The 14,295-nt window shown below is 63.3% G+C and carries 25 protein-coding genes; all 25 read left to right on the top strand.

The features are described from left to right. Positions 1-154 precede the first annotated feature (154 nt). The 25 genes from rpsJ to YP76_RS00360 all read left to right on the top strand — a co-directional run bounded on the left by rpsJ (position 155) and on the right by YP76_RS00360 (position 14,288). Positions 155-463, top strand: a complete 309-nt coding sequence (gene rpsJ / locus YP76_RS00480) for a 30S ribosomal protein S10 (RefSeq protein ID WP_007686587.1) — start codon at positions 155-157, stop codon at positions 461-463. 288 nt (positions 464-751) lie between these two features. Continuing rightward, entirely contained in the window at positions 752-1,507 is a 756-nt protein-coding gene (gene rplC / locus YP76_RS00475; protein ID WP_046761680.1) for a 50S ribosomal protein L3, read from the top strand. Between the two features lie 3 nt (positions 1,508-1,510). Further along, entirely contained in the window at positions 1,511-2,134 is a 624-nt protein-coding gene (rplD, locus tag YP76_RS00470) for a 50S ribosomal protein L4 (RefSeq protein WP_046761679.1), read from the top strand. Then, positions 2,127-2,444 (top strand): 50S ribosomal protein L23, encoded by a 318-nt coding sequence (locus YP76_RS00465; protein ID WP_046761678.1) that lies wholly within the window; start codon positions 2,127-2,129, stop codon positions 2,442-2,444. The genes rplD and YP76_RS00465 overlap by 8 nt, the downstream gene beginning before the upstream one ends. A 2-nt stretch (positions 2,445-2,446) precedes the next feature. Next, on the top strand, positions 2,447-3,283 hold the full coding sequence (rplB, locus tag YP76_RS00460; protein WP_046761677.1) for a 50S ribosomal protein L2: 837 nt from the start codon (positions 2,447-2,449) through the stop codon (positions 3,281-3,283). 5 nt (positions 3,284-3,288) lie between these two features. Next, entirely contained in the window at positions 3,289-3,567 is a 279-nt protein-coding gene (gene rpsS / locus YP76_RS00455; protein WP_046761676.1) for a 30S ribosomal protein S19, read from the top strand. Next, positions 3,567-3,953, top strand: coding sequence for a 50S ribosomal protein L22 (gene rplV / locus YP76_RS00450; RefSeq protein WP_021239759.1), 387 nt, complete (start codon positions 3,567-3,569; stop codon positions 3,951-3,953). The genes rpsS and rplV overlap by 1 nt, the downstream gene beginning before the upstream one ends. Positions 3,954-3,957: 4 nt before the next feature. Further along, positions 3,958-4,653, top strand: coding sequence for a 30S ribosomal protein S3 (rpsC, locus tag YP76_RS00445; RefSeq protein WP_021239758.1), 696 nt, complete (start codon positions 3,958-3,960; stop codon positions 4,651-4,653). Positions 4,654-4,674: 21 nt separating this feature from the next. Further along, complete coding sequence (rplP, locus tag YP76_RS00440; RefSeq protein WP_007686573.1) at positions 4,675-5,106, top strand: 50S ribosomal protein L16; 432 nt, start codon at positions 4,675-4,677, stop codon at positions 5,104-5,106. A gap of 3 nt (positions 5,107-5,109) precedes the next feature. Next, positions 5,110-5,343 carry a 50S ribosomal protein L29 gene (rpmC, locus tag YP76_RS00435; protein WP_046761675.1) on the top strand — a complete coding sequence of 78 codons (234 nt, stop codon included), beginning with the start codon at positions 5,110-5,112 and terminating at the stop codon, positions 5,341-5,343. A gap of 14 nt (positions 5,344-5,357) precedes the next feature. Beyond that, positions 5,358-5,621, top strand: coding sequence for a 30S ribosomal protein S17 (gene rpsQ, locus YP76_RS00430; protein ID WP_006960320.1), 264 nt, complete (start codon positions 5,358-5,360; stop codon positions 5,619-5,621). Positions 5,622-5,821: 200 nt separating this feature from the next. Next, on the top strand, positions 5,822-6,190 hold the full coding sequence (gene rplN, locus YP76_RS00425) for a 50S ribosomal protein L14 (RefSeq protein ID WP_007686569.1): 369 nt from the start codon (positions 5,822-5,824) through the stop codon (positions 6,188-6,190). Continuing rightward, a complete protein-coding gene (rplX, locus tag YP76_RS00420; protein WP_046761674.1) occupies positions 6,190-6,501 on the top strand; it encodes a 50S ribosomal protein L24 in 312 nt (103 codons plus the stop codon). The genes rplN and rplX overlap by 1 nt, the downstream gene beginning before the upstream one ends. Then, positions 6,501-7,073, top strand: a complete 573-nt coding sequence (gene rplE, locus YP76_RS00415) for a 50S ribosomal protein L5 (RefSeq protein ID WP_046761673.1) — start codon at positions 6,501-6,503, stop codon at positions 7,071-7,073. Before rplX ends, rplE begins: the two co-directional genes overlap by 1 nt. Before the next feature lie 67 nt (positions 7,074-7,140). Then, positions 7,141-7,446: a 30S ribosomal protein S14 gene (gene rpsN / locus YP76_RS00410; protein WP_007707881.1), complete on the top strand. Its 306-nt coding sequence runs from the start codon at positions 7,141-7,143 to the stop codon at positions 7,444-7,446. A gap of 12 nt (positions 7,447-7,458) precedes the next feature. Further along, positions 7,459-7,854 (top strand): 30S ribosomal protein S8, encoded by a 396-nt coding sequence (rpsH, locus tag YP76_RS00405; RefSeq protein ID WP_046761672.1) that lies wholly within the window; start codon positions 7,459-7,461, stop codon positions 7,852-7,854. Continuing rightward, positions 7,854-8,387 (top strand): 50S ribosomal protein L6, encoded by a 534-nt coding sequence (gene rplF, locus YP76_RS00400; RefSeq protein ID WP_046761671.1) that lies wholly within the window; start codon positions 7,854-7,856, stop codon positions 8,385-8,387. Before rpsH ends, rplF begins: the two co-directional genes overlap by 1 nt. A 1-nt stretch (position 8,388) precedes the next feature. Next, on the top strand, positions 8,389-8,754 hold the full coding sequence (gene rplR / locus YP76_RS00395) for a 50S ribosomal protein L18 (RefSeq protein WP_046761670.1): 366 nt from the start codon (positions 8,389-8,391) through the stop codon (positions 8,752-8,754). A 2-nt stretch (positions 8,755-8,756) separates the two neighbouring features. After that, on the top strand, positions 8,757-9,464 hold the full coding sequence (gene rpsE, locus YP76_RS00390) for a 30S ribosomal protein S5 (RefSeq protein WP_046761669.1): 708 nt from the start codon (positions 8,757-8,759) through the stop codon (positions 9,462-9,464). A 6-nt stretch (positions 9,465-9,470) separates the two neighbouring features. Beyond that, positions 9,471-9,650 (top strand): 50S ribosomal protein L30, encoded by a 180-nt coding sequence (gene rpmD, locus YP76_RS00385; protein WP_046761668.1) that lies wholly within the window; start codon positions 9,471-9,473, stop codon positions 9,648-9,650. 137 nt (positions 9,651-9,787) lie between these two features. Continuing rightward, positions 9,788-10,324: a 50S ribosomal protein L15 gene (rplO, locus tag YP76_RS00380; RefSeq protein ID WP_046761667.1), complete on the top strand. Its 537-nt coding sequence runs from the start codon at positions 9,788-9,790 to the stop codon at positions 10,322-10,324. Between the two features lie 190 nt (positions 10,325-10,514). Next, positions 10,515-11,879: a preprotein translocase subunit SecY gene (gene secY, locus YP76_RS00375; RefSeq protein WP_046761666.1), complete on the top strand. Its 1,365-nt coding sequence runs from the start codon at positions 10,515-10,517 to the stop codon at positions 11,877-11,879. A 45-nt stretch (positions 11,880-11,924) separates the two neighbouring features. Further along, a complete protein-coding gene (locus YP76_RS00370) occupies positions 11,925-12,581 on the top strand; it encodes an adenylate kinase (RefSeq protein ID WP_046761665.1) in 657 nt (218 codons plus the stop codon). Between the two features lie 35 nt (positions 12,582-12,616). Then, positions 12,617-13,156 carry an SRPBCC family protein gene (locus YP76_RS00365; RefSeq protein WP_046761664.1) on the top strand — a complete coding sequence of 180 codons (540 nt, stop codon included), beginning with the start codon at positions 12,617-12,619 and terminating at the stop codon, positions 13,154-13,156. A 91-nt stretch (positions 13,157-13,247) separates the two neighbouring features. Further along, positions 13,248-14,288 carry an acyltransferase family protein gene (locus tag YP76_RS00360; protein WP_046761663.1) on the top strand — a complete coding sequence of 347 codons (1,041 nt, stop codon included), beginning with the start codon at positions 13,248-13,250 and terminating at the stop codon, positions 14,286-14,288. Positions 14,289-14,295: the final 7 nt, after the last annotated feature.

Below are 14,295 nucleotides of genomic sequence, written 5' to 3'. Positions count from 1 at the left end.
GCCCCGGATCGCCTTTCTCCGGCTCGACTGAGCTAGAAGGGCCAGAAACGGGGCGGTAAATTTTTGTTGGCGCATTTTCACAAGTCATCGGCTGCTCCGGCTGATTTTTGAAAATGCTCTGAGTTTTTGGCTCTTTCGCATCGGTACAGGAACAATGGACAGCAACATCCGCATTCGCCTCAAGGCGTTCGATCATCGCGTGCTTGATCAGGCGACCGGCGACATCGCCGACACCGCCCGCCGCACTGGCGCCCTTATCCGCGGTCCGATTCCCCTTCCGACGCGCATCGAAAAGTTCACGGTCAACCGTGGTCCGCACATCGACAAGAAGTCGCGCGAGCAGTTCGAGGTCCGCACCTACAAGCGTATGCTTGACATTGTGCAGCCGACGCCGCAGACGGTCGACGCGCTGATGAAGCTGGATCTGGCTGCCGGCGTGAACGTCGAAATCAAGCTGGCCTAAGCTGGCAAGTCCCTGCTTTCCGAAAGGAGGGCAGGGTATCGGGCATTCTGGCCACTCTATTTTGGGCTGGCCGGAAGCTCAAACGACACAAGGGATACCGCACGGCCCGCCGGTGAACCGGCCAAGGCGCGTGGTCCTGGTCCCCCGTCGCCTTTCCCTGGCGGGATCGGCATCCAACCCGGACGGGGTGATTGTTATGCATGGGTTGGCCGCGAGGGAGAGATCCTGAGCGGTTTTTTCGTTGGATACGCCCGCTGCTACAGCGGGCCTCTATGGGAGTAATCAGTGATGCGCACAGGCGTGATCGCTAAGAAAGTCGGGATGACCCGTCTGTTCCAGGAGGACGGACGTCATATTCCGGTTACGGTTCTGGCCCTTGAGGGCAATCAGGTCGTGGCCCGCAAGGAAGTTGAGCGTGACGGCTATGTCGCGGTGCAGCTCGGTGCGGGCGTCGCGAAGGTCAAGAATGTCGCCAAGCCGCAGCGCGGCCACTTCGCCAAGGCGCAGGTGGAGCCCAAGCAGCGTCTGGTCGAATTCCGTGTCGCCGAGGACGCGCTCCTCGATGTCGGCGCCGAGATCGCGGCCGATCACTTCATCGCCGGCCAGTTGGTCGACGTCGCCGGTCATACCCAGGGTAAGGGTTTCGCCGGTGCCATGAAGCGCTGGGGCTTCGGCGGTATGCGCGCCACCCACGGCGTGTCCATCAGCCACCGTGCCCATGGTTCGACCGGTAACCGTCAGGATCCGGGCCGCGTCTTCAAGAACAAGAAGATGGCGGGTCACATGGGTGACCGCGAGCGCACGCAGCAGAATCTCGAAATCGTCCGCACGGATGTCGAGCGTGGCCTGCTGTTCGTCAAGGGCAGCGTTCCCGGTGCCAAGGGCACCTGGCTGACCGTCAGCGATGCCGTCAAGGTGAAGCGTCCGGCCGATGCGCCCTATCCGGCGAGCCTCAAGGCTGCCGCCAACAGCAACAACGCTCCGGCCGAAACGCCCGCTGAAGAAGCGGCTGCTCCCGAAGCGACCGAAGGCCAGGAGGGCTAATCCATGAAGGTCAATGTACAGACCCTCGATGCCGCAGCCGCCGGCGAGCTGGAGCTGAACGATGCCGTGTTCGGTATCGAGCCCCGCACCGACATTCTGCACCGCGTCGTCACTTGGCAGCTCGAAAAGCGCCGGGCTCCGACCCGCGCTACCCGTGAGCGTTCGGACGTTGCCCGCACCGGCAAGAAGTTCGGCCGCCAGAAGGGCGGCGGCACGGCTCGTCACGGCGATCGCCGCGCTCCCGTCTTCATCGGCGGTGGTAAGGCTCACGGCGCCCGCGCCCGCACCTTCGGTCACGACCTCAACAAGAAGGTTCGTGCGCTCGGCCTGAAAATGGCCCTGTCGTCGAAGGCCAAGAGCGGTTCGCTGATCGTTCTCGACAATCTCGACGTGGCGGAAGGCAAGACCAAGGCTCTGGTCGCGCACCTCGCCAAGCTGAACCTCAACAAGGCTCTGTTCATCGACGGCGACGCGGTGAATGTCAGCTTCGCGAAGGCGTCGGCCAACATCATCGGCGTGAACCTGCTGCCGGCCGTTGGCGCCAACGTCTACGACATACTGAAGGCCGACTCGCTGGTGCTGACCCGCGCCGCGGTCGAAAAGCTGGAGGCCCGTTTCAATGGCTAAGAAGGAAGCGACCACCGTCGACAACCGTCATTACGACGTCGTCGTCGCGCCGGTCATCACCGAGAAGTCGACGCTTCTCTCCGAGAACAACGCCGTGGTCTTCAAGGTCGCCAATGACGCCTCCAAGCCGGAGATCAAGGCTGCCGTCGAAGCGATCTGGGGCGTGAGCGTCAAGAGCGTGAACACGCTGGTTGCCAAGGGCAAGACCAAGAAGTGGAAGGGCAAGCCCTACACGCGTTCGGACGTGAAGAAGGCGATCGTTCGTCTGGCCGATGGCCAGTCGATCGACATCACCGAAGGAGTGCGCTGATCATGGCGCTGAAGACTTATAACCCGACCAGCCCCGCCCAGCGCGGCCTGATCCTGGTCGACCGCAGCGGTCTGCACAAGGGCAAGCCCGTCAAGGCGCTGACCGAAGGCAAGCGCAAGACCGGCGGCCGCAACAACAAGGGCCATGTGACCTCGCGCGGCATCGCCGGCGGTCACAAGCAGCGCTATCGCATCATCGACTTCAAGCGTCGTCTGTGGGACGTGGAAGGTACGGTCGAGCGTCTGGAATATGACCCGAACCGCACCGCCTTCATCGCGCTGGTCAACTATCCCGACGGCACCCAGGCCTACATCCTGGCGCCGCAGCGTCTGGCCCCGGGCGACAAGGTCGTCGCGGGCAAGAAGACCGACGTGAAGCCGGGCAACGCGATGGAACTGGGCCAGATGCCGGTCGGCACCATCATCCACAATATCGAGATGAAGCCAGGCAAGGGCGGTCAGCTCTGCCGTTCGGCGGGCACCTATGCCCAGCTCGTCGGCCGCGATCGTGGCATGGTGATGGTCCGCCTGTCCTCGGGCGAGCAGCGTTACATCCGTTCGGACTGCATGGGCACCGTCGGTGCCGTGTCGAACCCGGACAATGCCAACACCAACCTTGCCAAGGCCGGTCGTAACCGCTGGCTCGGCAAGCGTCCGCTGACGCGCGGTGTGGCGAAGAACCCGGTCGATCACCCGCATGGCGGTGGTGAAGGCCGGACCTCGGGCGGCCGTCATCCGGTCACGCCCTGGGGCAAGCCGACCAAGGGTGCGCGCACCCGCCACAACAAGGCGACGGACAAGTTCATCATCCGTAGCCGCCACGCGAAGAAGAAGAGGTAAGCGAGATGGCTCGTTCCGTCTGGAAAGGTCCGTTCGTGGACCTCAGCCTTCTGAAGAAGGCGGAAACCGCGCAGGACGCCGGTGGCCGTTCGGGTCCGATCAAGACCTGGTCGCGCCGTTCCACCATCCTGCCGCAGTTCGTCGGCCTGACGTTCAACGTCTATAACGGCCGCAAGCATGTTCCGGTCTCCGTGAACGAGGAGATGGTGGGTCACAAGCTGGGCGAATTCGCCCCCACCCGCTACTTCCCCGGCCACGCCGCCGACAAGAAGGGCAAGCGCTGATGAGCAAGGAAAAGGCTCCCCGTCGCGTCGCCGACAATGAGGCGCTGGCCGTTGGCACGCAGATCCGTGGTTCGGCCCAGAAGCTGAACCTGGTCGCCACGCTCATCCGCGGCCGTAAGGTCGAGGACGCGCTGAACATCCTCGCCTTCTCGAAGAAGGCGATGGCGGTCGACGTGCGCAAGGTGCTGGCTTCGGCCATCGCCAATGCGGAAAACAACCACAATCTGGACGTCGACGCGCTGGTCGTCGCGGAAGCATCGGTGGGCAAGAGCTTCACCATGAAGCGCTTCCACGCCCGCGGCCGCGGCAAGTCGACCCGGATCCTGAAGCCCTTCAGCCGCGTCCGCATCGTCGTTCGCGAAGCAGCTGAAGAAGCGGAGGCGTAAGACTATGGGTCACAAGAGCAATCCGATCGGTCTGCGCCTGCAGATCAACCGTACCTGGGACAGCCGCTGGTTCGCGGAAGGCGCCGATTACGGCCGCCTGCTGCTGGAGGATCTGAAGATCCGCCAGTATATCATGAAGAACCTGCCGCAGGCCGCGATCTCCAAGGTCGTGATCGAGCGTCCCGCCAAGCTGTGCCGCGTGTCGATCTACGCTGCCCGTCCCGGTGTCATCATCGGCAAGAAGGGCGCGGACATCGAGAAGCTACGCAAGAAGCTGGGCAGCCTGACCTCTTCGGACGTCAGCCTGAACATTGTCGAAATCCGCAAGCCGGAAATCGACTCCAAGCTCGTCGCGCAGGGCATTGCCGACCAGTTGGAGCGTCGCGTGGCGTTCCGCCGTGCGATGAAGCGTGCGGTGCAGTCGGCCCTGCGTTTGGGCGCCGAAGGCATCAAGATCACCTGCGGCGGCCGTCTGGGCGGCGCGGAGATCGCCCGCGTGGAATGGTATCGCGAAGGCCGCGTTCCGCTGCACACGCTGCGCGCGAACGTCGACTATGCCGAAGCCGAAGCGCACACCGCTTATGGCGTCTGCGGCATCAAGGTCTGGATCTTCAAGGGCGAAATCCTTGGTCACGATCCGATGGCTACCGACCGGCTGATGCTGGAGGCTCAGACCTCCGGCGTGCGCCCGGCGCGCTGAGAATAAGGTAGGTATAGCGTCATGCTGCAACCGAAAAAAATGAAGTTCCGCAAGACCTTCAAGGGCCGGATCAAGGGCGACGCCAAGGGCGGTTCGGCTCTGAACTTCGGCGCCTATGGTCTGAAGGCTCTGGAACCCGAGCGCGTCACCGCACGCCAGATCGAAGCGGCCCGCCGCGCGATCCAGCGCCACCTTCGCCGTCAGGGCCGTCTGTGGATCCGCGTGTTCCCCGACGTGCCGGTTTCCAAGAAGCCCGCCGAAGTCCGTCAGGGTAAGGGTAAGGGTTCGGTCGAATATTGGGCAGCTCGCGTCAAGCCGGGCCGCATCCTGTTCGAACTGGACGGCGTTCCCGGCCCGCTCGCAGCAGAGGCTTTCTCGCGCGCCGCGATGAAGCTGCCGATCAAGACGAAGGTTGTCGCTCGCCTCGGCGACACCTCCCACCTGGAGGGTTAATCCGTGGCGAATGTAGCTGACCTCAAGACCAAGTCGGACGACGAGCTGTCGACCGAGCTCAACAACCTGAAGCGCGAGCAGTTCAACCTGCGTTTCCAGGCGGCCACCAACCAGCTGGAAAAGCCGAGCCGCGTGAAGGAAGTCCGTCGCTCGATCGCGCAGATCAAGACCCTCCAGTCCGCCCGTGCGCGGAGCGCACAAGAAGAAGCTGGGCGTTCACGCTCGGCTGCGAAGTAAGAAGGAACTACACGATGCCCAAGCGCGTGCTGACGGGAACGGTGGTTTCCGACAAGACCGACAAGACGGTGGTGGTTCGCGTGGAGCGCAAGGTTAAGCATGCGCTCTACGGCAAGATCATCCGCCGCTCGAAGAAGTACCATGCCCATGACGAGGGCAATGTCTACAAGGAAGGCGAAACGGTCCGCATCGAGGAGACCGCTCCGATTTCCAAGCTCAAGACCTGGAAGGTCATCGAGCGCGTGGACACCCACAAGTCGCCGGAAACGGCGGCCTGAGGGAGGCTCGTTGAGCCTTTGAACTAAAATCGCGGCGCGGGGCTGGCCTTTTCCTCCAGGAAAGGGTACAGGCCCGCGCTTCGCGTAGAGTCAAATGGCTCGCCGGGTGCGAGTCAGATGGTTTGTCAAAGGCTCTAGGCAACGAAATTCGGAACCGCCGGGAATTGTCCCGGTAGGCCAAATAAGAAGGAACCGGATCCATGATCCAGATGCAATCCAATCTTGACGTCGCTGACAACAGCGGCGCCAAGCGCGTCCAGTGCATCAAGGTGCTGGGCGGCTCGAAGCGTCGCTTCGCGAGCGTGGGCGACATCATCGTCGTCTCGATCAAGGAAGCTGCGCCTCGTGGCAAGGTGAAGAAGGGTGACGTGCACCGCGCCGTCATCGTGCGCACCGCCAAGGACGTGCGTCGCGCTGATGGCAGCGTGATTCGCTTCGACGGCAATGCCGCTGTGCTCATCAACAAGAACGAGGAGCCGATCGGCACCCGTATCTTTGGCCCCGTCGTTCGCGAACTGCGCGCCAAGAAGCACATGAAGATCATCAGCCTTGCCCCCGAGGTGCTGTAATGAGCGCTGCCAAGATCAAGAAGGGCGACAAGGTCGTCATCCTGGCCGGCAAGGACAAGGGCCGCACCGGCGCCGTCCTGCAGGTGCTGCCGAAGGCCGACAAGGTCCTCGTCGAAGGCATCAACGTGCATGCGAAGCATCGCAAGCCCGACCAGGCGAACCCGCAGGGTGGCATCGAGCGCAAGCCCGCGCCGCTCCACATTTCGAACGTCGCTGTCGCCGACAAGGATGGCAAGCCGACCCGCGTCCGTTTCGAGGATCGCGACGGCAAGAAGGTCCGCGTCGCCGTCAAGTCCGGTGAGGTGCTGTAATGAGCGACAAGTATATCCCGCGCTCGAAGTCGCTCTATGACGCCGAAATCGCCAAGGCGATGACCGAGAAGTTCGGTTACGAGAACGTCATGCAGGTCCCCAAGATCGAGAAGATCACGCTCAACATGGGTGTGGGCGAAGCGACCCAGGACAAGAAGAAGGTCACGCAGGCCGCGGAAGAGATGGAACTGATCGCTGGTCAGAAGCCCGTCATCACCAAGGCCCGCAAGTCGATCGCGCAGTTCAAGCTGCGTGAGGGCATGCCGATCGGCGCCAAGGTCACGCTGCGCCGCGAGCGCATGTACGAATTCCTTGATCGCCTGATCAACATCGCTCTGCCGCGCGTGCGCGACTTCCGTGGCCTGAACCCCAAGAGCTTCGACGGCCGCGGCAACTATGCCTTCGGCATCAAGGAGCAGCTGATCTTCCCGGAGATCAACTATGACCGCATCGACAAGGTGCGCGGCATGGACATCATCGTCACCACCACGGCGAAGACGGACGAGGAAGCGCGCGAACTGCTGCGTCTCTTCGGCTTCCCCTTCCCGCTCGAAGAGAAGCAGGCGGCCTGAAGCCCTTTTTAGGGAATCTGGCCCCGCTTCTCTCCCAACGCTTAAGCTAAGGAAGAGAACTTAAGTCATGGCGAAACTGAGTTCGATCAACAAGAACGAGCGCCGCAAGAAGCTGGTGAAGAAATATGCCGGCCGCTATGCGAAGCTCAAGGCGATCGCGAATGATACCGCGGCCGATGACAGCGATCGTCTGATCGCGCGTCTGAAGATGGCGGAGATCCCCCGCAACGGCAACCCGACCCGCGTTCGGAACCGCTGCGAGCTGACGGGGCGTCCCCGCGCTTATTACCGCAAATTCCGCCTCTGCCGCGTGCAGCTGCGTGATCTGGCCAACAAGGGCCTGATCCCCGGCGTCACCAAGTCGAGCTGGTAAGGATCATTTGAGATGGCATTGACCGATCCCCTGGGTGATATGCTCACCCGCATCCGCAACGGGCAGCAGGCGAAGAAGGACAGCGTGATGTCCCCCGCTTCGAAGCTGCGCGCCCGCGTGCTCGACGTGCTGCAGCGCGAAGGTTACATCCGTGGCTATTCCGAGGAACTGCTCGGCAAGCATGCTGGCCTGCGCATCGAGCTGAAATATTTCGAAGGCCAGCCGGCGATCAAGCATGTCGCCCGCGTGTCGAAGCCGGGCCGCCGCGTCTATTCGGGTTCCAAGGAACTGCCGGTTATCCGCAATGGCCTGGGCATCACCATTGTCTCGACGCCCCGCGGCGTTCTGTCCGACGCCGAAGCGCGTGAGCAGAATGTCGGCGGCGAAGTGCTGGCGGAGGTGTTCTGATGAGCCGTACTGGTAAGAAGCCGGTTGCCGTCCCCGCGGGCGTCACGGCGTCGATTGAAGGCGGTCAGCTGTCGGTGAAGGGCCCCAAGGGCACCCTGTCGCTGCCGCTGGCCGACGAAGTCACCTACAGCATCGAAGACGGTGTGATCGCGGTGAAGCCTGCCAATGACAGCAAGCGCGCCCGCGCTTTCTGGGGCATGCAGCGCACGCTGGTCGCCAACCTGATCACGGGCGTGACCGAGGGCTACACCAAGAAGCTGCTGATCACCGGCGTCGGTTATCGTGCGGACGCCAAGGGCAAGGTTCTGAACCTGAAGCTCGGCTATTCGCATGACGTCGACTTCGACGTGCCGGAAGGCATCGAGATCAAGACCCCGGATAACACGACGGTCGAGATCAGCGGCATCGACAAGCAGAAGGTGGGTCAGGTTGCCGCCGAGATCCGCCGCTGGCGCAAGCCCGAACCCTATAAGGGCAAGGGTATCAAGTACGCCGGCGAGTTCATCTTCCGCAAGGAAGGGAAGAAGAAGTAAGATGGCAAAGCTTTCCCTCTTCGCGCGGCGTCGTCGCCGCGTCCGCACCGCGCTCAAGGCTGTTTCGGGCACCCGTCCGCGCCTCAGCGTCCACCGTTCGGGCCGTCACATCTACGCCCAGGTCATCGACGACGCGCAGGGCAAGACCCTGGCGTCGGCTTCGACCCTGGACAAGGATGTGGGTGCCAAGGCTCTGGGCAAGACCGGCGCCTCTTCCGAAGCCGCTGCCGAAGTCGGCAAGCGCGTCGCCGCTGCGGCGACCGCTGCCGGCGTCACCCAGGTCGTGTTCGACCGTGGTGGCTTCCTGTTCCATGGCCGCGTCAAGGCGCTGGCCGATGCGGCCCGTGAAGCCGGGCTGGAGTTCTGATCATGGCTGAAGAAAACACCATTGAAGCCGGCGCCCCGACCGAGGGCGTCGAGGCTCAGACCGAAGGTCGGGGTCCCGGCCGTGGCCGTGGCCGTGGCGGCGATCGCAACCGTGGCGAGCGTGGCGGCCGTGGCCGTCGCGACGACCGTCGCGGCAACCGCGACGAGGAGCAGGGCGAAGAGCTGATCGAGAAGCTGGTTCACATCAACCGCGTCTCGAAGACCGTCAAGGGCGGTAAGCGCTTCGGTTTCGCCGCTCTGGTCGTCGTCGGCGACGGCAAGGGTCGTGCCGGCTTCGGCCATGGCAAGGCGCGCGAAGTGCCTGAAGCCATCAGCAAGGCGACCGCTTCGGCCAAGAAGGCGATGGTTCGCGTTCCGCTGAAGGAAGGCCGCACGCTGCATCATGATGGCCTCGGCCATTTCGGTGCGGGCAAGGTGACGGTCCGTTCGGCGCCTGCCGGTACGGGCATCATCGCCGGCGGTCCGATGCGCGCCGTGTTCGAAAGCCTCGGCGTCGCGGACGTCGTGACCAAGTCCAACGGCACGTCGAACCCCTATAACATGATCCGGGCGACCTTCGCGGCGCTGGGTGAACAGGTCAGCCCGAAGGCGGTTGCGCAGCGTCGTGGCAAGAAGGTCGCCGACCTTCTGCGTCGCGGTGGCGCCTCGGCTGAAGTCGCGCAGGCTGACGCCGAAGCGATTGCGGAGTAAGACATCATGGCGAAGATCAAGATCAAGCAGATCGGTTCGCCGATCCGTCGCCCCGAAGCCCAGAAGAAGATTCTGATCGGCCTCGGCCTTGGCAAGATGAACCGCGTCGTGGAGCTGGAAGACACGGCGGAAGTCCGCGGTGCCATCGCCAAGCTGCCGCACATGGTGGCCGTGGTCGAAGGCTGAGCCTTCCGATCATGACGGAATGAAGCGGAAGAGGGGGCAACCCCTCTTTCGTATTTTGGGAAAGGGCGCTAATGGCGTGCCCTCTTTTAGTTGTCCCAGATGGGACTGCGCGAACATAGCGAAAGCGAGTGCAAACAATGACGAAGCTCAACGAACTCAATGACAATGCCGGTGCCCGCAAGGGCCGGATGCGCGTCGGCCGTGGTATCGGCTCGGGCAAGGGCAAGACCGCCGGTCGCGGCCAGAAGGGTGCCAAGGCGCGTTCGGGCGTTGCCATCAACGGCTTCGAGGGTGGCCAGATGCCTCTCCACATGCGTCTGCCGAAGCGCGGCTTCAACAACATCTTCGCCAAGGATTACGCGATCGTGAACCTGGGCGCGGTGCAGAAGGCGATCGACGCCGGCAAGCTCGACGCCAATGCGACCATCGACCATGCGGCGCTGAAGGCCGCTGCCCTGGCCCGTGGCGGCAAGGACGGCGTGCGCCTGCTCGCCAAGGGCGATCTGACCGCGAAGGTCAGCTTCCTGGTCGCTGGCGCCTCCAAGGGCGCCGTCGAGGCGGTCGAGAAGGCTGGCGGCAAGGTCGATGTGATCGAGGTGGTTCCAGCGGCTGAAAAGGCCAAGGCGAAGAAGGGCACCGCCCTTGCGGCCAAGAAGGCCGCAGCGAAGGCCTGATTTCGGTCTACCCACTCTTGCAAGCATGGCCCCGCTGCCCGATATGGGTAAGCGGGGCCATGTGCATCAGGGGCTTTTTCGTCGCATCGGCGGCAATATCCGGTTCGACAGCGCCCCATCGCCCCGCTAAGGGGTTAGCGATTCCGCTCCGGGCGCGTGTCCCGGCTAGATGTTTTGAAGGGCAGCCAAGATGGCATCGAGAGCCGACCAGCTCGCATCCAATCTCAGCCTGGCGAAGTTCAGCCAGGCGACCGACCTCAAGAAGCGCCTGTGGTTCACGCTGGGCGCGCTGATCGTCTTCCGCTTCCTCAGCTTCGTGCCGCTGCCGGGGGTCGATCCGACCGCCCTGTCGCAGCTCTACAAGCAGACGAACGGAGGCATCCTCGACATCTTCAACACCTTCTCGGGCGGTTCGCTTTCGCGCATGAGCCTGATCGCGCTCGGCGTGATGCCCTACATCACCGCCTCGATCGTGGTGCAGCTCGCCGCCTCCCTCTCGCCGCAGCTTGCCGCGATCAAGAAGGAAGGCGAAAGCGGGCGCAAGAAGCTGAACCAATATACCCGCTACGGCACGGTCGGCCTGACCGCGGTGCAGGGCTATTTCATCGCCGTCGGCCTTGAAAGCTTCGGCGCGCAATCGGGCGTGCAGGCGGTGGTCGATCCGGGCATCCTGTTCCGCGTCGCGGCGGTGATTTCGCTGATCGGCGGCACCATGTTCCTGATGTGGCTGGGTGAGCAGATCACCTCGCGCGGCATCGGCAATGGCGTCTCGCTCATCATCATGGCGGGTATCGTCGCCCAGTTGCCGGTGACGCTCAGCAATCTGTTCAAGTCGAGCAGCACGGGTGCGATTTCGGGCCTCATCATCTTCCTGGTGATCGTGCTGGGCTTTGGTCTGATCGCCTTCATCTGCTTCATGGAGCGGGCGCAGCGCCGGGTGCTGATTCAATATCCCAAGCGGCAGACGCGTCAGGGCCTGATGCAGGCCGACCGCAGCCATCTGCCGCTGAAGGTCAACACCGCGGGGGTGATCCCGCCGATCTTCGCCAGCTCGCTGCTGCTGATGCCGCTCACCGTGTCGCAGTTCGCTGGGCAGACCGTTGCGGGCGAGAGCAAGCTGGGCGATTTCGTGCTGACGCTGAACCAGTATCTGTCGCACGGCAGCCCGGTCTATATGGCGCTCTATGGCCTCGGCATCGTCTTCTTCTGCTTCTTCTACACCGCCGTGGTGTTCAATCCGGAAGAGACGGCGGATAACCTCAAGCGCAATGGCGGGTTCATTCCGGGCATCCGTCCGGGCAAGAACACCGAAAATTATCTGGATTATGTGCTGACCCGGATCACGGTGATCGGCGCGGCCTATCTGGCCTTCATCTGCCTGGTGCCCGAATTCGTGATCGCCCGGGCGGGGATTCCCTTCTACCTTGGTGGGACTAGCCTATTGATCGTCGTCAATGTTACGGTCGATACCGTGACGCAGATTCAGAGCCACCTGCTCGCCCATCAATATGGGGATCTGATCAAGAAGGCGAAGCTGAAGGGGCGCCTGCGCTAGGGCGCAGGGCAGTCAAAGCGCGAAGAACAGGGGAGAATGCGCGACATGAATATCATATTGCTCGGCCCTCCGGGTGCCGGCAAGGGAACCCAGGCGACTCGTCTGGTGGACAGCCGGGGCATGGTGCAACTGTCGACGGGCGACATGCTCCGCGCGGCGGTGAAGGCCGGGACGCCGATCGGCCTCAAGGCCAAGGCCGTGATGGAAGCGGGCGAACTGGTGTCGGACGAGATCGTGTCGGGCATCATCGGCGAGGCGCTGGACGCGCTGGCGCCGGAAACCGGCGTGATCTTCGACGGCTATCCGCGGACGGAGGCGCAGGCCCATTCGCTCGATAGCATCCTGTCGGACCGCAATCGCACGCTCGACCATGTGATCGAGCTGGAAGTGAACGAGGACGCGCTGGTCGAGCGCATCACCGGCCGCTTTACCTGTGCGACCTGCGGCGAGGGCTATCACGACAGGTTCAAGACGCCGAAGGTCGAGGGCAGCTGCGACAAATGCGGTGGTCATGAATTCAAGCGCCGTCCGGACGACAATGAGGAAACCGTGCGCACCCGCATGGCCGAATATCGTGCCAAGACCGCGCCGATCCTGCCGATCTACGAAGCGCGCGGCATCGTGTCGCGGGTCGACGGCATGGCCGACATGGACGATGTGACGGTCGAGATCGCCGCCATCTTGGACGGCAAGGGCGCCTGAGTTACGCTGCCCCTCCTGCACGGGAGGGACGAGCCATGCGCAAGATCATGATTTTGGGATGGGCTGGTGCGGCGATGGCCGCGCCGGCCCATTCTGCCGTTACAGCCAGCAGCGATGGCGGCTTTGCGGTGGAGAACAGCGTCGAAGTCGCTGCGGACGCGGCCACCGTCTATCGCTTGCTGGGCCAGCCCGGACGCTGGTGGAGCAGCGAACATACCTATAGCGGCAAGGCGGCCAATCTGCGCCTTCAGCCGGTGGCGGGCGGCTGTTTCTGCGAAACCATGCCGGGCAAGAGCGGGCGGGCGGGGAGCGTTGAGCATGCCCGGGTGATCTACGCAGCGCCTGACCGGCAGTTGCGGCTGTCGGGCGCCCTGGGGCCATTGCAGGCGGAGGCGGTGACGGGAACGCTGACCTTCGACATCACGCCCGCCGGCAAGGGGGTGCGAGTCGTCATGAGCTATGTCGTGGGCGGCTATATCCGCATGGGTGGGATGAGGATCGCGCCGATCGTCGACAAGGTGCTGGCGGAACAGTTGGTGGGACTCAAGCGCGCGGCCGAGGCGGAAAAATCCTAGCGGCCCGCACGATATGGGAAAATGCAGGCAGTGCGCGGGCTTAACCACGATATTAACGGAATGATTGCTGCTTCGTTGCTATAGCGCCGCCATGGCAGGGTCGCGCCTCTCCTCTGGCCGTTTGACGGAACTGGACGCCTTGCGCGGCCTGGGCGCGTTATGCGTGCTGGTGTTCCATTACTCGACGCGCTTTCACGAGCTGTTTCCGCAAGCGGCGCATGTGCCCTTCAGTTTCCTGGGCGGCAATTACCGCGTGCTGCTGTTCTTCACCATTTCCGGCTTTGCGATCTTCTTCACCCTGGACCGCATCGGCACCGTGGCCGATTTTGCCGTCAACCGTTTCGCCCGGCTTTATCCCGCCTATCTGGTGGCGATGCTGCTGACGTTGGGCATCGAATATCTGGCGCGCGCGTCGCAATTGCTGATCGGGCCGGGCGCGATCCTGGCCAATTTCACCATGTTGCAGGGTTTCGCCTTCCTGCCCGAGGTCGATGGCGCCTATTGGACGCTGACGGTCGAGATCGCCTTCTATTTCTGCATGGTGGCGATCTGGAAATGGGTGGGCCTCAAAAGGCTGGAGCCGGTGTTGCTGGGCTGGCTGGCGCTGCGCTGGCTCTATGCGCTGTGGCCGGGCATGCCGGAACGGATCGTGATGCTGCTGGTGCTGCGTTATCTGCCCTTCTTCATCATCGGCATATTATCCTATCGCGTCTGGGCGGGGCAGCGGCGCTGGCGGCAGCAGGTGCCCTATGCCGCGCTGGCGCTGCTGTCGATCGCGACCGTCGACAGTCCGGACATCAGCCTGGCGGGCATCATCCTGCTGGCGGCGTTCGCGGCGCTGGTCGCCGGACGGCTGCGTTTCCTGCGCCTGAGGCCGCTCGTCTGGATGGGTGGGATCAGCTATTCCTTCTACCTGATCCACCAGCATGTCGGCTTTGTCGTGATGCTGAAGATGGCCGAAGCGGGATATAGTCCCTGGACCGGGTTCGCAGCCGCCTTCGCGGTGGCGCTCGGCCTTGGCACGCTCATCAACCGGTGCGTCGAGCGGCCGGCTGGGGAGGCGATACTGTCCTGGTGGCGTCGCCGGAATCGGCCGCTCATGCCGGATGATATCCTGCCCAGCCAGACATGAAGAAGGG

The organism is Sphingobium chungbukense (assembly GCF_001005725.1).
Lineage (GTDB): Bacteria > Pseudomonadota > Alphaproteobacteria > Sphingomonadales > Sphingomonadaceae > Sphingobium > Sphingobium chungbukense.
Note: the sequence above shows the minus strand (reverse complement) of the source record. Positions and strands in the feature narration are given on the sequence as shown.